This window comes from Angelakisella massiliensis, assembly GCF_900104675.1.
Lineage (GTDB): Bacteria > Bacillota > Clostridia > Oscillospirales > Ruminococcaceae > Angelakisella > Angelakisella massiliensis.
Window position 1 is genome coordinate 2,826,963 of record NZ_LT629945.1, and the last position, 21,448, is coordinate 2,848,410.

A 21,448-nucleotide genomic window follows, 5' to 3' on the forward strand; every position below is an offset into this window, starting at 1 on the left:
GGGGTATCGCCGCTGGTTTCATCAGGAACCAAGCGGCGTATCCAGGGGGTATTGGATACCCCCTGGAAGCGTGTCGAACTTTTTCGACACGCTCAAGCGGTCCCCTGTTTCCATGAACAAGGGACCGCTTTTTTCAAGTGGCCATAACAGCAAGGATTCCTTTGCCTAGTAAAAGCTATAGTGGCTCACCCAAAGAACAGAAAAGCTTACTGAAATGCTTTACTGCTCTGTTTTATTTTCCGGCTCATCAGCGGATGTATCTGACAACTCAGGGGGAAGGCCCTCCTGCTCCACAAACGCGTTGTCATAAACACCGTATTGGTGGGGGTCAGGCCCTTTTTCCTCCTGCTGCTCCTTCTTTTTGCGGCGGAACAGGCCCCGGCGTTTCTTTTCTCTGGGGTCCTTTTTGCTCATCAGCAGATAGAAGTTGGGCAGCAGCAACAGCGTCAGCAAGGTGGAAGCGCACAAACCGCCGATGATGATCACCGCCATGCCCTGCATGATCTCAGAACCATCGCCAATGCCCAAAGCCATAGGAACCATGGACAGAACGGTGGTCAAAGTGGTCATCAGAATAGGACGCATACGGGTTTTTCCTGCGTAAATGAGGGCGGTTTCCGCATCCATACTGCTTCTCAGCTGGTTGGTGGTATCAATAAACAGAATACCATTGTTGACCACGATACCAACCAGCATCAGCAGGCCCATCAGAGAAGGCATACTCAAGGTGACACCCGTCAGGAACAACGCACCGAAAGAACCAATGAGAGAGAACGGGATACACAGCATAACGACCAGGGAGAAGCGGGCAGATTCAAACTGCATGGCCATCACCATAAACACCAGGAAAACAGCGGAAAGAATGGCGCTTCCCATGGCGGAGAATTCTTCATTCATCGCCTCAGCGGAACTGCCCTGGCGCATCTGAACACCAGTGGGCAGATCCATCTGGGCCACCTTGCCGTAAATCTCCTGGGTAGCGGTGAGGCGGGCTTCGGTTGTGGGCTGACCAGTGATGGTCACCACATACATATTGTCGATCTTGGTGATGCTCTGGGGGGCGTTGGAGTAAGTGATCTCCGCTACATCCAGCAGCGGCACCCGCTTGCCGGTGGCAGACATGATGGTCAGACCCGACAGGTCGCTCACCGTCTCATACTGATCCTCCGGATACTCCACCCACACCTCATACTGGGTACCTTCATCGGTGATGGTCATGGCGTTTTTACCATCCATCACATTGCTGACAGTGCTGACCACCTGATAGGGGGACAGGCCGGCCGCGCTGGCCTTGACAGGATCCACCACGATCTCCGCCTGAGGATTGCCATCAGTGAGATCGGAAGACGCCTTAATGATGCTGTCGCTTTCCCGCATCATCGCCAGCACCTGCTCAGCGGCGTCTTTCAGCTGATCACGGTCGGTACTCTCCAGATACAGCTGGACACTGCCGCCGCCGGACATCATATCGGCCATGTTATAAGAGCTGACGGAAACGGTGTAGTCCACGGTATCCGCTGTCTCCTGCCGCCACTGATTGACCACCTCATCAGTGGTCATCTGGCGGTCTCCCTTCAGATAAACGGAAATGCTCAAAGAACCGCTGCTGCCATTGACGGAGTACCGATCCACATCGGGATGGGCCTGAATCATTTCCTCCAAGGATGTGGCAATGGCGTCCACATTTTCCAGTTTAAGGCCGGGACGGGTCTCCACTGTGATATCAATGGTACCCTGGTCGATGGAGGGGATCAGCTCCATGGGAACAAAGCTGAGCAGTACAAAAGAGATGACCAGCAGCGCAACGGAAATGAAAACCACCAGTTTTTTGCGGGGGAACAGTTTCTTCAAAAACCGTCCGTAAGCCTCACCGGTACGGTGCAGCACTCTGGTAACCCAAATATCCTCCTTCTCTCTGGGCTCAATGCGGCAGAAGAGAAGGGGAACCAGTGTCAAAGCAGAGAGCAAAGAGGCAATCAGGGAGAAGATGATGGTAAAGCCCAGCTGCTTGAACAGCTGTCCGGTCATACCCTGCATAATGGAGATCGGCAGGAATACCACAATGGTGGTGATGGTGGAGGCAATGATGGAGTTGGTGACAACCCGTGCGCCTTCCAGCGCGGAATCCTGGAAACTCATCTTCTGTTCCCGATGACGGAAGCAGCTTTCCAGTACAACGATAGAGTTATCCACCATCATACCTACACCGATGACCAGACCGCCCAATGAAATGATATTGAAGGAAAAGCCCATACCATTCATCAGAATGATAGTGGTGAGTACGGAAATAGGCATGGAACTGCCCACAATCAGTGAGGCTCTCCACTCGCCAAAAAAGATGAACAGCACCACCATAGACAAAATGATACCCAGTATCAAGGTGGAGATAACAGTTTGAATGGAACTGATGATCTGTTCGCTGCTGTCATTGATGACGGAAATCTCAACGCCCATCTGCCGGCTGTTAATGCTTTCCATCGTGCTGATGGCGCCCCGGCTGACATCCAGCGTGCTGGCGCTTTGCCGTTTGGTAACGCTCAAAGTCACTGTTTCCTCACCATTATAACGGCTGATGGATTCAGCGGGACGTTTCGCTTCATAAACATCCGCCACATCGCTCAGGTGAATCACTCCGCCGGTGGCGGTGGTAATGGGCATCTGCCGCAGGCTTTCCACCGAATCATATGTAACGCCGCCACGGATGGTCAGTTCCGCGCTGCCCCGGTCGGCGGTACCCGCAGGCAGAGAAAAATCAGCGGAGGACATGGCGGAAACGATCTGGCTCATATCCAAACCATATTGATTCATCTGATCTTCCCGCAAGCAGACACTGATATAATCTTTCTGACCGCCCGATACATCCACCGACGCTACGCCGGAGATTTTTTCAAACTCGGGGACAATGGTATCATCCACATAGTTGAGCAGATCCACATCACCAGTGGCCTTGACCGACATGGTGATGGTAGCCATGGCATCCATGGACATCTCGATGATGGTAGGATCAGTGGCAGTATCCGGCAAAGCGGCAGAATACATATCCAGCTTTTTTTGCAGGTCCATATGGGCCACATCCATATCTGTGCCATAAGAAAACTGCAGCGCCAGCATCGCCATGCCTTCCTGGGACACCGACTGGATCGTTTCCACGCCCGACATGGTGGAAACGGCACTCTCCAGTACGCTGGTGACCATTTCCTCCACCTCTTCGGGACCTGCGCCCGGATAAGAACTCATGACGATCATGATGGGCATCTCCATCTCCGGGATCAGTTCCAGAGGTGCCCCCAACATAGCCTGCACACCAAAAACAATCAGCGCCAGCAGAATGATGAACACTGAGACTGGACGCCTCATGGTAAGTTTTGTCAAGTTCACCGTTTTTTCCTCCTGTTACTGGGCTGCGACCGCGGACACTCCGTCCACCATGTTGGGATGCCAGGATGTAATCACCTGATCTCCATCGGTGATGCCGGAAACAATTTCCACCTGTTCCGCGTTGGAAATGCCCGTTTCCACATCAGTGCGGACAACAACTCCGTCCTTGAGCAGATAGAGATAGGCGGAACCATTATCATAATAAACCGCATCCTGCGATACCAGCAGCGCGTCCTCCGCCTTCTGGGTCGGGGCGGTCACCTTGACAGTCAGACCGGTAAGCAGCTCCGGCGCCTCCTGGGAGAGGGTGGCTTTGATACCAAAGAGACCGGTCTGGCTGCTGACCATGGTGCCTACTTCAGTAATCGTTGCCTCATATGTCTGATTTCCCTTCTCCACGGTGACGGTATCGCCTACCTTCATAGCCATGACAGCGTCAGAAGAAACATTGAAATTGATGGTCAGCGCATTCTTATTGGAGATGATAAATGCCGCCGAACTGGGAGAAGCAGAGTTCATCTCGGTGACCGACACACTCTCCACCACGCCGTCAATAGGAGCGTATATTTTGGCGTTATCCAAGGTCTCCATGGCGGCATCCAGTGCTACCTGAGCCTGTTCCAAAGTAGCTGCTGCCACTTCGTCCAGTTCCTCTTTGCCCTCCAGCATGGTGATATTATAGGAGTTTTTGGCATTGTTGTAGGTTTTTCGGAGATAGTCCTCGGCGCTCTTCAGTCCTGGCAACTGTTCTTGCAGCTTTGCCAGCTGCTCTTCCATCTCCAGCCTGCTGGCTCCCAACGGCATCCCCTGAATCTGCTTTTCCAGCTCCCGGATGGCATCCTCGCACTCATCTACAGCATCGGACGCGCTTTGATACTCCTCATAGGCTTTGTCAAAAGTGGTATCCAGCTGCTGCAGGCTGGATTTATAGCTGCTGCCGGTCATCTGATCCACCTGTGCTACAGCGGAACGGTAGGCTGCCTGCGCCTGCCGCACAGAAATCATCATATCTTCCGTACTGATCTGGAATAACAGGTCGCCCTTTTTCACAGTGTCTCCAGGCTGGAAATTCACCTTTTCCACTGTGCCGGACACCTTTGGCGTTATGGTGACCATCTGATCCGGCTGCACTGTGCCCACAAAGGCAGTGTTCAGCTCCATATCTCCTCTGGAGGCCGGCTCTACCGACACCAGAATCGCTGACGTCTCCTCAGTGGAAGCCGCGGCAGCCGCCTCCGGCTCCCCGGAGCAGCCCGCTGCGGCCAGAACCATTGCTCCCGCCGCTGCCAGCGCCAACACTCTTGCAACATTTCTGTTCATTCTCTGTATCCTCCCAATATCAAACCTGCCGGACGAGGCCGCCGCCCCGCAGCACGAACGGGCAATAAGCCCTGTCGTTCCATTTTGTACCATTGCATTAGTATAATGTAAATCATACTACTTCTGTTATCATTGTCAAGTGAAAATCTTTTTAGCTTTGGTGGGCTAAACCACTTGCTCATGGTTGAAAAATTGATGATATTGCTCCTCACAAATACTCAAATATTCATCCATCGCCTGTAAGCCATCCAGCACCCGATGCTGCAGTTCCTCGGAAGTGTCCTGCCCCCGAAACTGGTAAAAACGGTCATGCTCCTGCCAGGTGCGTTCAATCAGTTCCCGGCCGCTGCGGGTCACATCTATGTAAACGACCCTCTCATCTTTTTCACTTCGTTTTCTTTGCACCAGTCCCTGCCTTTCCATCCGGTTGCACAGAGAGGACAAATTTCCTTTGGTTACCTGAAGTTTCTGGCTTAAAGCACTCATGGTCATTTCTCCTGAGCGCACCAGCTCCCCCAATACATAAGACTGGGCCAATGTTACGCCGCAGTCCTCCTGCACCTGCTCCAGCAGCCGCTGCATTCTCAAAAACAAATTTCTGGCCTTAGCGGTCCATTCCCGTTCAAACTGTTCCAAATCCAACGTCCCGCCTCCAAATTCATTGTCAATTTTTCCTGCTGTCTGAAATCCACGCAAAAATTTCCTGCTCGGCTATCCTGATTGCGAAAAATTAGTTTATATGTAAACTATTCCGGTTGTGATTATATGTTCTTTCCATTGCACTGTCAAGGAGACTTCCAAGGTATTTATAAATTGTTCAGAAATTACTCTTCCGTCCCCTGTTTTATCCCGCTGATATTCTCTTTGGTGGAACAAATTTTTCCTGGGGAAGATACCTCTGGAATGTTTTTCTCATTGCCTTTGAGGCGTGAAAAAACGCCGCCAATGTGTCGGAAGCGTACCGCTGCCCTTGGGAAATATCTGGGCATTCAAAAACAAACACAGAAAAATCAAGAGGCTGTTTCTCCATTCTGTCCGGCAGCTTGATTTTCTATTGTCTCAAAAGAGGAAAGTTGAACTTTTGATGGCATTTCAGGCACAAAGAACGCAGAAAAGCTTTGCCCATATTCGTTGCTGTTCTGCTATTCACCGCCTTTTTCCTTGTCGGGCGGGTACTTATTTCCGCACAGTGCTCCCCGCCAAAGAATCGCAAGATAAAATTGATATCCTCCACAGATTGTGATATGATGAAAAAAGTGTCGTATAAGGTCCAAAACTGTATCTTCATCATTTGAAAAACAGATTTTTTATTGGGAGGCCCTTCCATGGAAAAGCAGGAATTATATACCCAGCTGGATCGACTGGGTTTCCACACACAGGAGGCCCTGAATCGGTTTATGGGTAATGAAGCCCTGTTTCTCTCCTTTGTGCGCCAGCTGCCGCAAAAACTGAATCTTGCCTCTATTCGTCAGGAGCTGGAGGCCGAGGATGAGGAAACATTCTATATCGGCGTCCACAATCTGAAAGGCTTGGCTGGAAACCTGAGTATGGTACACATCCAGGAGTGCGCACAGGCTATTCTGGTGGAATTCAGAACCTCCAAATTCAAAAACAAGAAAAAGCTGTCTTCACTCATCCAGGAAGCGGAAACGGAAAGCGAAGCCATTGTCAAAACAATTGAGCAGTATCTGAAGGAGGAGCAGGCATGATTCGGGATACTTTATTGATTATTGATGATTCGGAGCTGGATCTTGCCATCCTCAACGAGATATTTAAAAACATCTTTCATGTGGAATGCGCAGCCGATACTCACCGGGGCTTGAGCTTTATCCATCAGCATCATGAAAGGATCTGCGCTGTTTTGCTGGATATCTGCCTGGAACGGCGGGGAACTGGTTTTACCGTGCTCCACCAGCTTCAAACAAATCCTTCTACCGCTGCCTTGCCGGTGATCCTGATTACCACCGACGCCAGTGAGACAGATGTTGTTGCCAGCGTGGAACGAGGTGCTGTGGACTTTCTGGTCAAACCCGTCAATCCCCATACTGTTCAAACCCGGGTTTGTGATGTGATCCGGACTGCCTGGCCAGCCGGATCTACCGTTCTGGACCGAAAAAATGATTCCCCAGCCCCTAAACCGGAGAATCAAAGCCAGACCCTTTCTGATCCGGAGCACATGGAGCTGGATGCCGCCCGCGCTTTTTATGACACCTGGAACCGCAAGCTGGAATCGTTCTGCCGCCTGCGCCGGGGAATGGATATGGAAGGACACCGTCAATTGGGGAAGATCACCATGCTTCTGGCACAGCGTTATGCGCAGCAGTTTCCCCAGTCGGGAATCACCTCAAATGACGCTGTTTTAATTGGCTTTGCGTCTACTTTCTGCGATATCGGTCTGCTTGGTTTGCCCGATAACGTGGTGGAAGCGGGAGAAAAACTGAATGACACCAATGCCGCTCTTTATTTCCAGCATATCTGGCTGGGGTATGAGCTTTTTGCCCAGGAAAATCAAAAATCGCCTCTGCTCCAATATGCCGCTGAAATCGCTTTGTGGCACCATAAAAACGCGGATGGCTCCGGATATCCCCAGCAGGCGGACAGCTCCGCCATCCCCCTGAGTGCGCAGCTGACACATACCGCCCTGCGTATACAGCACCACCTGAGCTATTGTAAAGATCGCGCCGACCGGATGGAGCGGGTCCTTTCAGCACTGAAAAATGATATCGGGATCATCATCTCTGCTGAAATGTATCAGATCGTTTTGCTGGAGGCACAGACTCTTTCCAATATTCTCTCATCCATCTGAATAAAAACGCAGAACCCCCGGGACTGACCTCCCAGGGGTTCTGTTTTTTATAAAGCTTTTCCTCTGATTGAATAACAGCTGCTCTTTTGCCCGAACAGGGCTTGTCCGGTTTTACTATAAAGTTTTATAGAGAAGTGTTTTGCGGATGCTGCGGTTCATCCTCCGGCTGGTCCGCTTCGGGCTCCTCCACACGCAGCAGCATTCCCGCAAAGGGCGCCAAATCCAGCTTTACCTGACCATGATCATCCGCCTGGAGAACAGCGGGAATCTCCCTGCCGCTTCCGCCCAGTTCCAGCGCGTCGGTATTGAGCAGAACAGTGCAAACCGCCAGGGGCGGCAATCCCCGGAGCATATACCCTTCCCAAAGATGCTCCGAAAAATTAAACACCGCCGCCAGATGGCTATCCGCCAGGTCCCACCGCTCATAGGCAAATACCGACTGCGACCGGTTGTCCACATCAAGCCACCGGAAACCCTGAGGATGATAATCCGCTTTCCACAGGGCAGGTTCCCGGCAGTACAGATGATGAAGCTGCCTCAAATAGCGGTGGAAGCAGTCATGGGCCGGATACTGGAGCAGATTCCATCCCAGTGCCTTGCTTTCATCCCACTCTTTGAACTCTCCCAGGTCATTGCCCATAAAGTTCAGCTTTTTTCCCGGATGAGTGAACATAAACAAATAAAGGGATTTCAGCTGGGCAAATTTTTCCTCAAAGATCCCCCAAATCTTGTCGATGATCGTCCGTTTGCCATGGACCACCTCATCGTGGGAAAAGGGCAGCAAAAAGTTTTCACTGTGGAAATAGCTCATGGCAAAGGTGAGCTTGTTGTGGCTGTCACTGCGGTATTCAAAAGGCAGGGCCAGATAATCCAGCGTATCGTGCATCCAGCCCATAGCCCATTTATAGTCAAAGCCCAATCCCCCGTACTCCACCGGAGCGGTCACCTTGGGATAGGTGGAGGAATCTTCCGCAATCAATATGGCGCAGCAGTGTGCCTGATGAAGCGCAAAATTAGCGTTTTTCAAAAACCATACTCCAGGCTCATTGACGCCGCGGTCCGTATTGCCGTCCCGATAAACCAGATTGGCTACAGCGTCATAGCGGATGCCGTCGAAATGGTAAACACTCAGCCAAAAATCCAACGCCGATTTGACAAAACTGAGAACATGGGGCTTTGTAAAGTCAAACAGCGCCGTTCCCCACTGGGTGTACCGCTCCTCCTCCCGGTCCGGCTCATACAAGCAGGAGCCATCATACAGGTGGAGGGCATAAAAATCCCGTACAAAGTGCAGCGGTACAAAATCCAGCAGCACACCGATGCCAGCCTGATGACACCGGTCCACCAGCTCCATCAGCCCTTTGGGGCTGCCGTAACGGCTGGTAGGGGCAAAATAACCGGTCACCTGATAACCCCAGGATGCGTCCAGAGGATGCTCCATCAGGGGCATCAGTTCCAGGTGGGTATAGCCCATCTCCTGCAGATAGGGCACCAATTCCTCCGCCAATTGGTGGTAGGAATAGAAATTGTTCTCTCCTTTGGGATCGTCCGCCGCTGGAGGGTTCCTCCGCCAGGAGCCGGCATGGACCTCGTAAATGTTCATGGGACGATCATGACAGCGGCTGCGCCGGGACAGCCATGCCTCATCCCCCCACTGGTAGCCTTCCAATCGGGTGACAATAGAGGCGGTATTGGGACGCCGCTCACAACAAAAAGCATAGGGGTCCATCCGGTCATGGATTTCTCCGGCGGCCGTGGTGACACGATACTTATACATGGCCCCCTCCAGATTCCCTTCCAGATACAGCCGCCATACCCCATACTGATCCCGTTCCATAGGAAGCGGCTGCCAGTTGTGCGCACTGCAAATAAGGCTGACCGCGGCAGCAGCTGGAGCATATACCGCAAAAGATGTGCCATTTAGCTCTGGATGCGCTCCAAATATCTCCCATCCCCGCAGAGAGCCTCCCCGCAGATAGTCAAGGAGTTTTTCTTCCTCTTTCATGGCTGTCGCCGCCTTTCCCGGAACCATATCACCGTATTGGATGTACTTTTCTATTATGGCAATACCGCATAAATGCCACAATCCGCATTATACAACAGGTGCCAAGTAAAAACTGTGGATAACCTCGGAAGTTTTTGTCCGCAAAGGCGCACTAACTCAAGCTGCCAGACAGGGTCTGTCAGCCAGAATCAGATTTGCTAACGCAAACATGATATTGAATTTGGCTTGCTGCTTTTCAAGCCCTCGGTATCGTGTTTTTCGAAAACGCAGCTGCTTCTTAACGACACCGAATACATGCTCTACTTTTGCCCGGACGGAAGATTTCGCCCGTTCCGCTTTCTTTGCTGCGTACTGTCCGCTTTTGCTCAGTTTCTTCATCTGCGATGGACGACGATTGATCTTGTACTTGATTTTCCGGCCAGCTTTGTTTCGGACTACGGCATCTTCGCGCTTACCTGCGCCGAGATAACCGCTGTCTCCATAGACTGTTTCTTCCTCTCCCGTCAACAATTTCGGCACTTCCGCAACGTCGTGGACATTTGCCGGTGTGGCTTCCACTGTGTGAACCAGTCCGCTGTCCTTGTCCACGCCGATATGTGCTTTGTACCCAAAGTGCCAGGTGTTGCCCTTCTTGACCTGATGGGCATCCGGATCCCGTTTCTTTTCCTTATTCTTGGTAGAAGAGGGGGCGGAAATGATGGTGGAATCTACAATGGTGCCCTTTTTCAGAATGAGGCCACGTTCCATGAGCGCAGCTACCACCTGAGCGAACAACTTTTCCTGCAGTCCGTTCTTGATCAGCAAGTTCCGGAACCGGCCAAGGGTATCCCCGTCCGGAACCTGGTTGCTGGAATCGACACCGCAGAACTCCGAAAATGCGCGGCTGTCGATGGCTTCTGCCACTGTGGCCTCATCACTCAGGTCATAGAGGTTTTGCAGCAGATACAGTCGGAGCATGATCTCCAGCGGATAGGGTTTGTTGCCGCGCTCTCCTTTGTAATAGCACGGCTGAATCATGGCAAGCCATTCCTTCCACGGGACAATCCGTTCAATCTGACTGAGAAATTCCTTTTTCTTCGTCCGCACCTGTGCCAATTCGTCACTGAATGCGGAAATCGTCATCTGTTTATCCATAGGTTTATTATATCACACTTGGCGGTATCTGGCACTTTTTTCTGTGCGGTATTGCCTTATANAGTACGTATATAGCTTCCAATATTTATCTGGAACATCTGTGGTATGGCGGGTAAGTTTTATTAAGACACTGTTTACTTTTGGTTTAGGATGAAAGCATTCCGCTGGCAGCTTAAGCAATTGCTGAATCGAGACTTGAGTGTGCAAGAGCAACCCTAGTGTTCGGTGAATATCCAAGGTACGCTTGTAGAATCCTTCTTCAACAATCAGATAGATGTCAGACGCATGGCTTTCAAAAACCACTTTTTTAAGGCAATACCGCATAAATGCCACAATCCGCATTATACAACAGGTGCCAAGTAAAAACTGTGGATAACCTCGGAAGTTTTTGTCCGCAAAGGCGCACTAACTCAAGCTGCCAGACAGGGTCTGTCAGCCAGAATCAGATTTGCTAACGCAAACATGATATTGAATTTGGCTTGCTGCTTTTCAAGCCCTCGGTATCGTGTTTTTCGAAAACGCAGCTGCTTCTTAACGACACCGAATACATGCTCTACTTTTGCCCGGACGGAAGATTTCGCCCGTTCCGCTTTCTTTGCTGCGTACTGTCCGCTTTTGCTCAGTTTCTTCATCTGCGATGGACGACGATTGATCTTGTACTTGATTTTCCGGCCAGCTTTGTTTCGGACTACGGCATCTTCGCGCTTACCTGCGCCGAGATAACCGCTGTCTCCATAGACTGTTTCTTCCTCTCCCGTCAACAATTTCGGCACTTCCGCAACGTCGTGGACATTTGCCGGTGTGGCTTCCACTGTGTGAACCAGTCCGCTGTCCTTGTCCACGCCGATATGTGCTTTGTACCCAAAGTGCCAGGTGTTGCCCTTCTTGACCTGATGGGCATCCGGATCCCGTTTCTTTTCCTTATTCTTGGTAGAAGAGGGGGCGGAAATGATGGTGGAATCTACAATGGTGCCCTTTTTCAGAATGAGGCCACGTTCCATGAGCGCAGCTACCACCTGAGCGAACAACTTTTCCTGCAGTCCGTTCTTGATCAGCAAGTTCCGGAACCGGCCAAGGGTATCCCCGTCCGGAACCTGGTTGCTGGAATCGACACCGCAGAACTCCGAAAATGCGCGGCTGTCGATGGCTTCTGCCACTGTGGCCTCATCACTCAGGTCATAGAGGTTTTGCAGCAGATACAGTCGGAGCATGATCTCCAGCGGATAGGGTTTGTTGCCGCGCTCTCCTTTGTAATAGCACGGCTGAATCATGGCAAGCCATTCCTTCCACGGGACAATCCGTTCAATCTGACTGAGAAATTCCTTTTTCTTCGTCCGCACCTGTGCCAATTCGTCACTGAATGCGGAAATCGTCATCTGTTTATCCATAGGTTTATTATATCACACTTGGCGGTATCTGGCACTTTTTTCTGTGCGGTATTGCCTTATATCAAAGGCATCCTACAGCAACAAGAGCCGGAAATCAGTTTTATCCAAGCTCCCCAACAGCTGCCCGCATTTTCATCCCCGCAGCACAGATGAACTTTCACCAAACACCATACTTTTAAACAAAATAATTCATATTTTTCTATTTTTTTCAAATAATTGTTGAATTTCCATTTTATGTATGTTATAAATAAGAAAAAGGAGGTTTTAAAATGCACGAAAATATCACAAAGTATCTGGACTTTTTCAGTAAAAACACCCTATCCAAAGAAGAGCTTCAGGAACAAATCAATTTGTTTGTCCGGGATTTTTCCCAATCTGAGTTCATGAATCCCGACGCAATGGACATCATGGGTATGCGCGGCTGGGCAACCAGATCCGCTCTGCAAAATGCCATCCCTACTATGTCCGCTGAAGATGCGTGCGCCTGCATTTCCGCTTTTGTCGTGCAGGAAAGCTTCTTCCAGGGAATTGTGCTGGATCAAATCCAGCAGGGCATCCTCCCCCGTATTTTGGAACGCTTGAAAGAACTGGATGGCTGAATCACTCTTGCATATCGCACATGAAACCGCAGTGGGATTTCCCTCGGCGGTTTTCATTTTTATAAGCCCGATATCTGTACCCAAAACAAGAAATCTTAAAACGCCATTGACACAAGCTACAAGATATAGTATTATATCCCTGCAAAGTCAAAAATAAATTCAATATCTTGTGATACTGCATCGGTGCCTCTCCCTTTGCCGGGAGGGGCCGAAAGAGGGAAGCGGGTGAAAATCCCGCGCGGTCCCGCCGCCGTATGGAAGCAAACAGGCTCTTTGAGATCCTGTTCCCTGCCCGCTATCACGCCACTGGGAATCCTCCCGGGAAGGCGCGGGCAGCGGTCCAAAGCCGGAATACCTGCCGATGTATGCCGCCGCCACGGAGTATGGCGAGGAGCGGGCTAGCGATGCGCGTGCCTGTCCCGGGCCGCGCTTTTTTTGTGTCCGGGTGCACAACAGCCGTCCTTCACAGGGTAGCCGGAGAAAGGAAGATGCTGTCATGTCAACAATCCAGTCCATCCGTAAACGCAGTGGTGAAGTAGTCCCCTTTACCCCTGAAAAAATCACCAGAGCTATTTTTAAAGCTGCCAATGCCGTAGGGGGCAATGACTGGGAACGTTCAGAGGAGCTGTGCCGCCAGGTGGTGGAAATGGCCGAGGAACGTTACCCTGCGGGTACAGTGGAAGTGGAGCAGATCCAGGACCTGGTGGAAAAAGTCCTCATCGAGAACGGACACGCCCGTACTGCCAAAGCCTACATCCTCTACCGTGAAAAACGCCGGGGAGCCCGGGAGGCCAACGCTCTCATCGGCGCCACCATTGAAATGTTCTCCAGCTATATGGAGGACATGGACTGGCGGGTGAAGGAAAACGCCAACGCTCAAAAATCCATCAACGGTATGAACAATTATATCCGGGAAACCTTTACCAAGCAGTATTGGCTCCATGAGATCTACCCGGAGGAAATCCGCAAGGCTCACCTCTCCGGTGACCTCCATCTTCACGACCTGGGCTTCTTCGGGCCTTACTGCGCCGGGTGGGACCTGCGGCAGCTGCTGATGCTGGGCTTCGGTGGCGTTCCCGGCAAGGTGGAATCCAAGCCTGCCAAGCATCTCCGCTCTTTCCTGGGGCAGATCGTCAACTCTACCTTCACCACCCAGGGAGAAACCGCCGGAGCCCAGGCCTGGTCCTCTTTTGATACCTACTGCGCACCCTTTATCCGCTATGATAAGCTGGATTATACCGCTGTCAAGCAAGCCCTCCAGGAGTTTGTCTTTAACCTCAATGTCCCCACCCGGGTGGGCTTCCAGTGCCCTTTCTCCAACCTCACCTTTGATCTGGTTCCTCCCAGAACACTGCGGGATCAAAAGGTCATCATCGGCGGAGCAGTGATGGAGGAGTGCTATGGTGATTTTCAGGCGGAAATGGATCTGCTGAACACCGCCTTCTGTGATGTGATGATGGAAGGCGACAAACAGGGACGGGTCTTCACCTTCCCTATTCCCACCATCAACGTCACCAATGAGTTCCAATGGGACAGCCCTGTGGTGGACAAATTTATGGAGATCACCTGCAAGTACGGTATCCCCTATTTTTCCAACTACGTCAACTCCGACCTCTCCCCGGAAGACGCCTTGTCCATGTGCTGCCGCCTGCGTCTGGATACCAAGGAGCTGCGGAAACGGGGCGGCGGACTGTTTGGTTCCAATCCCCTCACCGGCTCTATCGGTGTGGTGACCCTCAACCTGCCTCGGGCAGCCTATCTCGCCCGGGACAAAGAGGACTATAAAGCCCGTCTCCGCAAGCTGGTGGATATCGCCAAAAACAGTCTGGAGATCAAACGAAAAACCATTGAAGAGCAAACAGCCAATGGGATGTACCCCTATTCCGCCCACTATCTGGAGGATGTGAAAGCCCGCACCGGCAGCTATTGGTACAACCATTTCAATACCATCGGCCTGGTAGGGATGAATGAAGCCTGCCTCAATTTTCTGGGCAAGGATCTGACCACCCCTGAAGGACAAGCTTTCGGTCTGGAGACGCTGGACTATCTTCGGGAGCTGATTTCCGCCATTCAGGAAGAAACAGGCCATTTCTACAACCTGGAGGCCACCCCCGCCGAGGGCACCAGCTATCGTCTGGCCCAGCTGGACAAGGACCGGTATCCGGAGATCATTACCGCCGGAGAGGAGGTTCCCTATTATACCAACTCCACCCAGCTGCCGGTGGGCTTCACTGACGACATTTTCGAGACCCTGGATCTTCAGGATGAGCTGCAGTGCAAATACACCGGGGGCACTGTCCTGCATCTCTATCTGGGAGAGCAGATTCGGGATATCGAAGTGGCTAAAAAGCTGCTGCGCCGTGCCTTCCAAAACTACAAGCTTCCTTATCTTTCCCTGACACCCACCTTCTCCGTCTGCCCGGAGCATGGGTATATTTCCGGCGAGCACTTTACCTGCCCCACCTGCGGACATGAGGCGGAGGTTTGGACCAGAGTAGTGGGTTATCTGAGACCGGTACAGAATTTTCATAAAGGCAAAGCGGAAGAATACCGCCTGAGGAAGAAATATATTCTTCCCTGGGAGGAGGAAGCAGTATGATCTTCGGCGGGCTGCAAAAGGTGAGCACCATTGATTTCCCTGGTAATCTCAGCTGCGTGGCCTTTGTTCGAGGATGCGATCTGGACTGCTTCTACTGCCACAACCGGGAACTGCTGTCCCCCGGTGAAGGAGAACTGACCAGTGGGGAGGTTCTGGACTTTCTCCGCCGCCGTCAGGGACTGCTGGACGGCATTGTGGTCAGCGGCGGAGAACCCACCCTCTACAGTGATCTGACGGATTTTCTCAAGCAGGTGAAGGCTCTGGGCTTCCAGATCAAACTGGACACCAACGGGCAGCATCCGGAAGTGGTGCAGGCCTTGATACAGCAGCGGTTGGTGGATTATGTGGCGGTGGACTGGAAAGCCCTGCCCCAGCACTGCCTGGAAGTAACAGGTCGGGAGAACGCATGGGAAAAAGCCCGGCAAACCATCCTTTTGCTGATGGATGAGAAAACTGCCTTCGAGGCCCGCACCACCCTCTACCCTGGCCTGACCCGGGGAGAACTGCTGGAACTTGCATCCCTGCTGCCGCCGCTGCCCCGGTACCGTATAAACTTTTTTCATCAGCCGCCTGAATTTCGTCCTGAGGATCAGCAAAGACTGGAGCTGCCCTGCCTGAGTAAAAAAGATCTGGCAGCTATTGAAACTGCGATCCGCAGCTTTCAGCCTGGTTTGATCTGGCAGCGGGACTGATTCCTTTCTGACACGTATCCCGCTTTTTATACTTTTGCTTGTCTTTTAAAACAGTTTTCTCTACAGTCCAAAACCTTCCCGAAACTATGATGATTCGGGAAGGTGAGCGTGTCGAAAAAGTTCGACACGCTTCCAGGGGGTATCCCATACCCCCTGGATACGCCGCCTGGTTCCTGACGAAACCGGCGGCGATACCCCCGGTTCCGCGCCCCGGTGGGCGCGGGTCGTGGTATAAAAATCAGGCACATGTCCTGATTTTTATGATTTTGAACTTTATTTTTTCCTGGAAACAGGTTTTTCTACAAGCTGACCTTCCCGAGCCTATAATGATTCGGGAAGGTTTTTTAGTTTATTTAAAGTTGCTTTGAGAAAATTTCCTCAAGAGCTTCCTTTCTCTGTAACGGAGCTATTGTGCTGAAGTCAAAAGAAATCTTTTACTGAAAAAAATCTTTATTGGTTTTGGCGGAACATTTTGAGGACAAATTTTCAATAAAATCCACACGGTCCTGAACACTTTCTATCCTTTGGAGCGCTGTAAAAGGATTCCCGGATTTACTCATCTTTTTATTTGATGGTTCCAAAATTCAAAAATTCTTGAGGATTTTTCACTGCTCCTGTGCTATCATAAACGCCACATCTTCTTTGGAAAAGGAGGAACGGCCTTGACAAGAAAAAGATGGAAAAAGCGGTTATTGTTTTTCCTTATGGCTCTGATTCTGCTGCCTGTGCTTCTTTTGGGCTGGGCTCGTTATATAGAACCTCACCTTCTCTTGGTGACCCATCTGAAAGCGGATACAGGACAAACCGGCGCTCAATGTCGTGTCGTTTTTTTCTCCGATACCCATTTCAGCTCCTCTTACGGCAAAGAGGAAGCCGCTGCTCTGGCTCAAAAAATCAATCAGCTGGAACCTGATATTGTGCTGTTCGGCGGCGATTTTCTGGATTCCTACGCCCGGGATCAGCAAACGCTGGAACTGGATGCAATCTGCGAAGCATTGGACAGTATAAACGCTCCCGGAGGAAAATTCGCTGTATGGGGGAACCATGACTATGGCGGCGGAGCCTCCCGCGTCTATCCGGAGCTCATGGAGCAGTGTGGATTTACCCTCTTGAAAAACGAATACATCACATTGGAGGATTACTCTGTCACCATTATTGGCTGTGACGATGTGATGCTGGGCTCCCGCACCATGCAGCAGCTGCCGGAAGACGGAAACTTTCATCTGGTATTGGCTCATGAGCCAGCCAGTCTCGGTCTTTTGGATGGCAGTGCAGAAGGTATCATGCTGACCGGACACACCCATGGCGGACAAATTTATCTGCCTTTTTTGACAGAACAGGTCCTTCCTCCCGGTTCAGATGGGTATATTCGAGGGCTGTATGCGCAGGAAGAAACCCAGCTGCTCTCCAACGGATTGTATGTCAGCCGGGGAATCGGCACGACCCATCTTCCCCTGCGGCTTTTTAACCCTCCCGAAATCGTGGAACTGGAGCTTTCTCCAACCTAGAAAACACATGAACAATGGACAGACCTAGTATGTACTGCAAAGATGGACAACCAAAATACTTTCCTCGCGTTGCAAGGTTTTTGTATCACAACTGGCTCAAAGCCACATTCCTGATTTGTCCCTCTCCCCTCCTCCTTACACCATACATAACATTTCAAAATGGCCGGCAGCCTTTCCTGAAACGGAGGCTTCCGGCCATTGTTTTTACTTTTTGCCTAAAGAGAGATCATTTCTTTTTGAAGGGCTGGCGTCAGCCTCCCAAATAGGCTTTCTTTACTGCTTCATCGTTGAGCAGCTCCGCACCGGTGCCGGTGGCGACGATTTTACCTGTCTCCAGCACATAGCCCCTGTGCGCCACCGAAAGAGCCATTTGCGCGTTCTGCTCCACCAACAGGATGGTAACGCCTGCGTGATTAAGCTCCTTGATGATATCAAAAATCTGCTCCACCAGAATGGGCGCCAAACCCATGGAGGGCTCATCCAGCATCAGCAGCCGCGGCTTGGACATCAGCGCCCGGCCCATTGCCAGCATCTGCTGTTCGCCGCCGGAAAGGGTACCGGCAATCTGCCGCCGCCGTTCTTCCAGCCGGGGGAAACGTTTGTAAACATCCGCCAGGCTGTCCGCCACCTCAGAGGCAGGGCGGGTAAAGGCGCCCATCTCCAGGTTTTCTTCCACGGTCATCTGAAGAAAAACCCGCCGGCCTTCCGGCACATGAGCCAGACCGTGAGCCACCACCTGGAATGGAGGAACCCCTGCCAGGGACTTGCCCATAAACTCAATGGAGCCGGTTGTGGAGCGGAGCAGACCGGAAATGGTCTGAAGGGTGGTAGACTTTCCCGCGCCATTGGCGCCGATGAGGGTAACGATTTCCCCGTCGTTTACATCAAAGGAAATATCCTTGATGGCATGGATGGCGCCGTAATAAACATTGATATCCTGTACTTTCAGCATGGCGTCAGCCTCCCTTCTTGCCGGAGCCCAGATAGGCTTCAATTACCTTGGGATTGCGCTGGATCTCCTCCGAAGTGCCTTTGGCAATGACTTCACCAAAGTTCAGTACGCAGATACCCTCGCAGATACCCATCACCAGATTCATATCGTGCTCAATGAGCATGATGGCAATGTGGAAGGTATCCCGGATCTTGATGATATTTTCCATCAAATCGTGTGTCTCGGAGGGATTCATACCCGCGGCCGGTTCATCCAGCAGCAGAAGGCGGGGATTGGTGGCCAGAGCCCGGACGATCTCCAGCCGCCGCTGGGCACCGTAAGGCAAAGAACCCGCCTGATGCTGAGCCAGATCCTCCATATGGAAGATGGACAGCAGCTCCATGGCCTTCTCATGAGCTACTTTCTCCTGTTTCCAGAACTGAGGCAGCCGGAACACACCGTCCCACATGGGATACCGCACCTGATTGTGCAGACCGATGCGAACGTTATCCTCCACTGTCAGGTTGGTGAACAGACGGATATTCTGGAAGGTACGGGCGATTCCCGCACGGTTGACCTGAGTGGTGCTCATACCGTGGGTATCCTTTCCATTGAGAAGGATGGTGCCCCGGGTGGGCTGATAAACCTTGGTCAGCAGATTGAATACCGTGGTTTTTCCGGCGCCGTTGGGGCCGATGAGGCCCGCAATTTCAGTGCGTCCAATGGTGAGGTTCAGCTCATTGACAGCAGTCAGACCGCCGAAGTCGATACCCAGATGGCTGCATTCCAGCACCGGCATCTGATCCACATCCCGTTCGGGAACGATGGAATGGCTGGGAACCGGAACCATTTTTCCCTTTTGAAATTCCTTGGCCATCAGTTTTCCACCCCTTTCATGGCACGCTTGCTGAGAATGCGGCCCACTCTGGAAAAACGCTGGGCCAGGAACTGGCGAATACCAATACTGTTGGTCAGCAGCATCACCAGAATCAGAATAATAGCGTAAACCAGCATCCGGTAATCATAGAACTCACGGAGCAGCTCCGGCAGCACCACCAGCAGCGCGGCAGCGATCACGGAACCCCGAATGTTCCCCAAACCGCCCAGCACCACAAATACCAGCACCAGAATGGAGGCGTTGAAGTCGAACTTTTTGGCTGCGATGGAACCGAAGCTGAGGGCATATAAAGCGCCTGCCGCTCCCGCCAAAACAGCGGAAGTGACAAAAGCCATCATTTTATATTTCGTGGCGCTGATACCTACGCTTTCAGCGGCGATCCGGTTGTCACGAAGAGCCAAAATCGCCCGGCCAGCCCGGCTGTGGACCAGATTGAGAACGATTGCCAGAGTGATCAGCACCAGGATGAATCCGGCGGTAAAAGAGGAAAGCTTGCTGTAGCCGCTGGCGCCCATGGGGCCCTTGACCACTGCTTTTCCACCCTCGGCCAGCACCAGAGCCGCCTGGCTGGTAGCGAAATGGATGCCGTTTTCATCCACACCGATGTACAGGCAGTTGATAACATTTTTGATGATCTCACCAAAGGCCAGGGTCACAATTGCCAGATAGTCGCCCCGCAGCCGCAGCACCGGGATACCAATGATGAATCCCGCAAAGCCGGCCATCACCGCGCCTACCGCCAGTGCCGCCACCAGCCGCAGAGAATCCATGGGAATCACCTGCTGAAGGGCCACCGTCGCCACCACACCGGAAAAGGCACCCACGCTCATAAAGCCGGCATGGCCCAGGCTCAACTCCCCGGAGATACCTACCACCAGATTCAGTGATACTGCCATAATGACATACGCGCAGATAGGAATCAGCTGACCTTCCAGGGTGCTGGAAAGCAGTTCCGCGTTGGACATCAGCTGAAGGACCAGATACGCCACAATGACAATTCCATAAGTCAGGGCGTTATCCAAAAGCCGCTTGCGGGCAGGAGATAATTGTTTCATCATACGCACCTCACACCTTCTCCCGGATCTGCTTGCCCAACAGACCGGTGGGCTTGACCAGCAGTACTACGATCAATACTCCGAATACCACCGCGTCATACAGATTGGTGGTGATATAGGACTTTGTGAAGGTCTCGATCAGTCCCAGCAGAATACCGCCCAGCATAGCGCCGGGAATGGAACCGATGCCGCCGAATACCGCCGCTGTAAAAGCGCGGATACCAGGCAGAGAACCTGTAGTGGGCATCAGGGTCGGATAGGTGGAACACAGGAGCGCTCCCGCGATAGCCGCCAGCGCAGAGCCGATGGCAAAGGTCATGGAGATTGTGCGGTTGACATCAATACCCATCAGCATGGCAGCGCCCTTGTCCTCAGAACAAGCCCGCATTGCCTTGCCCATCTTGGTGCCGCTGGTAAAGAGGGTCAAAACCACCATGATGACCACGCAGGTGAGCATGGTGACAATGGAAGTATAGGTGATGGTCAGCTGACCGTCAAAAAGCTGAATGGAGCCGCTGCCTACCACGGAAGTAAAGATGCGGGGCTCGGAACCCCACAGCAGCAGCGCGGAGTTTTGCAGAAAGTAGCTGACACCAATGGCAGTAATCAGTACTGCCAGGGAAGGCGCCTGACGCAGCGGCTTATAAGCCAGCCGCTCGATGACAACGCCCAGGACGGTACAAACGATCATCGCCAGCACCACTCCCGCCAGCGAGGGAACTGCCATAGCGGCAAGGGAACCGGGTTCAAACAGACTGGAAAGCCTGCTCATGGTGAAAAAGCAGATATAAGCGCCTACCATGATCACGTCGCCGTGTGCAAAGTTGAGCATCTTGGCGATGCCGTAGACCATGGTATAACCCAGGGCAATGATGGCGTAAACACTCCCCAGGCTGATGCCATTGATAAGGTTAAAAAGCAGGTTCATGATGTTCAAAGAAGCGCACCTCTTTCTGTTGAAGTCCACAGACAGAAAATGATGATATGGCAGAAACCTCAGCAGCCCAAACGGCAGTCACTTTCCAGAGCGCCGGGCTGCGGACGTTTCCGCCATACATACGGCTTTTCCCCCTGATAAGGCGGAAAAGGGGGCCGCCGGCGAATGGCAGCCCCCTTGCCGGTTGAAACCGTTGGG

16 protein-coding genes, 1 pseudogene and 1 riboswitch are annotated in these 21,448 nt (G+C 52.0%); of the genes and pseudogenes, 6 read left to right on the forward strand and 11 right to left on the reverse strand.

What is annotated here, in order from left to right; all coding sequences use genetic code 11:
* Positions 1–219: 219 nt before the first annotated feature.
* The 3 genes from BQ5383_RS18960 to BQ5383_RS18970 all read right to left on the reverse strand — a co-directional run bounded on the left by BQ5383_RS18960 (position 220) and on the right by BQ5383_RS18970 (position 5,340).
* Positions 220–3,378, reverse strand: a complete 3,159-nt coding sequence (locus tag BQ5383_RS18960; RefSeq protein WP_076944508.1) for an efflux RND transporter permease subunit — start codon at positions 3,376–3,378, stop codon at positions 220–222.
* A 15-nt stretch (positions 3,379–3,393) separates the two neighbouring features.
* Positions 3,394–4,698, reverse strand: coding sequence for an efflux RND transporter periplasmic adaptor subunit (locus tag BQ5383_RS18965; protein WP_071434663.1), 1,305 nt, complete (start codon positions 4,696–4,698; stop codon positions 3,394–3,396).
* A gap of 165 nt (positions 4,699–4,863) precedes the next feature.
* Positions 4,864–5,340 (reverse strand): MarR family winged helix-turn-helix transcriptional regulator, encoded by a 477-nt coding sequence (locus BQ5383_RS18970; RefSeq protein ID WP_139193485.1) that lies wholly within the window; start codon positions 5,338–5,340, stop codon positions 4,864–4,866.
* Positions 5,341–6,023: 683 nt separating this feature from the next.
* Between BQ5383_RS18970 and BQ5383_RS18980 the strand changes: the two genes are divergently transcribed.
* The gene (locus tag BQ5383_RS18980) at positions 6,024–6,407 is read left to right on the forward strand and encodes a hypothetical protein (protein ID WP_071434669.1); all 384 of its coding nucleotides are present in this window, start codon (positions 6,024–6,026) and stop codon (positions 6,405–6,407) included.
* Complete coding sequence (locus BQ5383_RS18985) at positions 6,404–7,504, forward strand: response regulator (protein ID WP_071434671.1); 1,101 nt, start codon at positions 6,404–6,406, stop codon at positions 7,502–7,504. Before BQ5383_RS18980 ends, BQ5383_RS18985 begins: the two co-directional genes overlap by 4 nt.
* Before the next feature lie 124 nt (positions 7,505–7,628).
* Here BQ5383_RS18985 and glgB read toward each other — a convergent pair whose 3' ends face one another.
* The 4 genes and pseudogenes from glgB to BQ5383_RS19000 all read right to left on the reverse strand — a co-directional run bounded on the left by glgB (position 7,629) and on the right by BQ5383_RS19000 (position 12,019).
* Positions 7,629–9,509: a 1,4-alpha-glucan branching protein GlgB gene (glgB, locus tag BQ5383_RS18990; RefSeq protein ID WP_071434673.1), complete on the reverse strand. Its 1,881-nt coding sequence runs from the start codon at positions 9,507–9,509 to the stop codon at positions 7,629–7,631.
* Positions 9,510–9,665: 156 nt separating this feature from the next.
* Positions 9,666–10,631 carry an IS5-like element ISBian1 family transposase gene (locus BQ5383_RS18995; RefSeq protein WP_083389760.1) on the reverse strand — a complete coding sequence of 322 codons (966 nt, stop codon included), beginning with the start codon at positions 10,629–10,631 and terminating at the stop codon, positions 9,666–9,668.
* Between the two features lie 27 nt (positions 10,632–10,658).
* A pseudogene (locus tag BQ5383_RS20300) lies at positions 10,659–10,955 on the reverse strand (rRNA adenine N-6-methyltransferase family protein); the annotation flags it as partial.
* Between the two features lie 98 nt (positions 10,956–11,053).
* Positions 11,054–12,019, reverse strand: a complete 966-nt coding sequence (locus BQ5383_RS19000; protein WP_083389760.1) for an IS5-like element ISBian1 family transposase — start codon at positions 12,017–12,019, stop codon at positions 11,054–11,056.
* Positions 12,020–12,300: 281 nt separating this feature from the next.
* Here BQ5383_RS19000 and BQ5383_RS19005 point away from each other — a divergent pair, with 281 nt between their 5' ends.
* The 4 genes from BQ5383_RS19005 (at position 12,301) to BQ5383_RS19020 (ending at position 17,429) form a co-directional block, all read left to right on the forward strand.
* Positions 12,301–12,630 carry a DUF6508 domain-containing protein gene (locus tag BQ5383_RS19005; protein ID WP_071434675.1) on the forward strand — a complete coding sequence of 110 codons (330 nt, stop codon included), beginning with the start codon at positions 12,301–12,303 and terminating at the stop codon, positions 12,628–12,630.
* 164 nt (positions 12,631–12,794) lie between these two features.
* A riboswitch (cobalamin riboswitch) is annotated at positions 12,795–13,007 on the forward strand.
* A 119-nt stretch (positions 13,008–13,126) separates the two neighbouring features.
* A complete protein-coding gene (locus BQ5383_RS19010; RefSeq protein WP_071434678.1) occupies positions 13,127–15,229 on the forward strand; it encodes a ribonucleoside triphosphate reductase in 2,103 nt (700 codons plus the stop codon).
* Positions 15,226–15,921, forward strand: coding sequence for an anaerobic ribonucleoside-triphosphate reductase activating protein (locus BQ5383_RS19015; protein WP_071434680.1), 696 nt, complete (start codon positions 15,226–15,228; stop codon positions 15,919–15,921). Before BQ5383_RS19010 ends, BQ5383_RS19015 begins: the two co-directional genes overlap by 4 nt.
* 662 nt (positions 15,922–16,583) lie before the next feature.
* The gene (locus BQ5383_RS19020) at positions 16,584–17,429 is read left to right on the forward strand and encodes a metallophosphoesterase (RefSeq protein ID WP_083390072.1); all 846 of its coding nucleotides are present in this window, start codon (positions 16,584–16,586) and stop codon (positions 17,427–17,429) included.
* A 250-nt stretch (positions 17,430–17,679) separates the two neighbouring features.
* On the opposite strand, the gene BQ5383_RS19025 is transcribed toward BQ5383_RS19020, so the two are convergent.
* From BQ5383_RS19025 to BQ5383_RS19040, 4 genes are read right to left on the reverse strand one after another with little or no spacing between them, the layout of a single operon-like run.
* The gene (locus tag BQ5383_RS19025; RefSeq protein WP_071434682.1) at positions 17,680–18,381 is read right to left on the reverse strand and encodes an ABC transporter ATP-binding protein; all 702 of its coding nucleotides are present in this window, start codon (positions 18,379–18,381) and stop codon (positions 17,680–17,682) included.
* 4 nt (positions 18,382–18,385) lie between these two features.
* On the reverse strand, positions 18,386–19,210 hold the full coding sequence (locus tag BQ5383_RS19030) for an ABC transporter ATP-binding protein (protein WP_420835674.1): 825 nt from the start codon (positions 19,208–19,210) through the stop codon (positions 18,386–18,388).
* Positions 19,211–19,236: 26 nt separating this feature from the next.
* Positions 19,237–20,313: a branched-chain amino acid ABC transporter permease gene (locus BQ5383_RS19035; RefSeq protein WP_071435270.1), complete on the reverse strand. Its 1,077-nt coding sequence runs from the start codon at positions 20,311–20,313 to the stop codon at positions 19,237–19,239.
* Positions 20,314–20,323: 10 nt separating this feature from the next.
* The gene (locus BQ5383_RS19040; RefSeq protein WP_071435273.1) at positions 20,324–21,241 is read right to left on the reverse strand and encodes a branched-chain amino acid ABC transporter permease; all 918 of its coding nucleotides are present in this window, start codon (positions 21,239–21,241) and stop codon (positions 20,324–20,326) included.
* Between the last annotated feature and the right edge of the window lie 207 nt (positions 21,242–21,448).

What these genes read in the sequence shown, in the direction of transcription:
- BQ5383_RS19035 (WP_071435270.1), bottom strand. Translation starts at nt 20,313, where the DNA reads ATGAAACAATTATCTCCTGCCCGCAAGCGGCTTTTGGATAACGCCCTG.
- BQ5383_RS19030 (WP_420835674.1), bottom strand. Translation starts at nt 19,210, where the DNA reads ATGGTTCCGGTTCCCAGCCATTCCATCGTTCCCGAACGGGATGTGGAT.
- BQ5383_RS19040 (WP_071435273.1), bottom strand. Translation starts at nt 21,241, where the DNA reads ATGAACCTGCTTTTTAACCTTATCAATGGCATCAGCCTGGGGAGTGTT.
- BQ5383_RS18980 (WP_071434669.1), top strand. Translation starts at nt 6,024, where the DNA reads ATGGAAAAGCAGGAATTATATACCCAGCTGGATCGACTGGGTTTCCAC.
- BQ5383_RS19000 (WP_083389760.1), bottom strand. Translation starts at nt 12,019, where the DNA reads ATGACGATTTCCGCATTCAGTGACGAATTGGCACAGGTGCGGACGAAG.
- BQ5383_RS19005 (WP_071434675.1), top strand. Translation starts at nt 12,301, where the DNA reads ATGCACGAAAATATCACAAAGTATCTGGACTTTTTCAGTAAAAACACC.
- BQ5383_RS18995 (WP_083389760.1), bottom strand. Translation starts at nt 10,631, where the DNA reads ATGACGATTTCCGCATTCAGTGACGAATTGGCACAGGTGCGGACGAAG.
- glgB (WP_071434673.1), bottom strand. Translation starts at nt 9,509, where the DNA reads ATGAAAGAGGAAGAAAAACTCCTTGACTATCTGCGGGGAGGCTCTCTG.
- BQ5383_RS19015 (WP_071434680.1), top strand. Translation starts at nt 15,226, where the DNA reads ATGATCTTCGGCGGGCTGCAAAAGGTGAGCACCATTGATTTCCCTGGT.
- BQ5383_RS19025 (WP_071434682.1), bottom strand. Translation starts at nt 18,381, where the DNA reads ATGCTGAAAGTACAGGATATCAATGTTTATTACGGCGCCATCCATGCC.
- BQ5383_RS18985 (WP_071434671.1), top strand. Translation starts at nt 6,404, where the DNA reads ATGATTCGGGATACTTTATTGATTATTGATGATTCGGAGCTGGATCTT.
- BQ5383_RS19010 (WP_071434678.1), top strand. Translation starts at nt 13,127, where the DNA reads ATGTCAACAATCCAGTCCATCCGTAAACGCAGTGGTGAAGTAGTCCCC.
- BQ5383_RS18965 (WP_071434663.1), bottom strand. Translation starts at nt 4,698, where the DNA reads ATGAACAGAAATGTTGCAAGAGTGTTGGCGCTGGCAGCGGCGGGAGCA.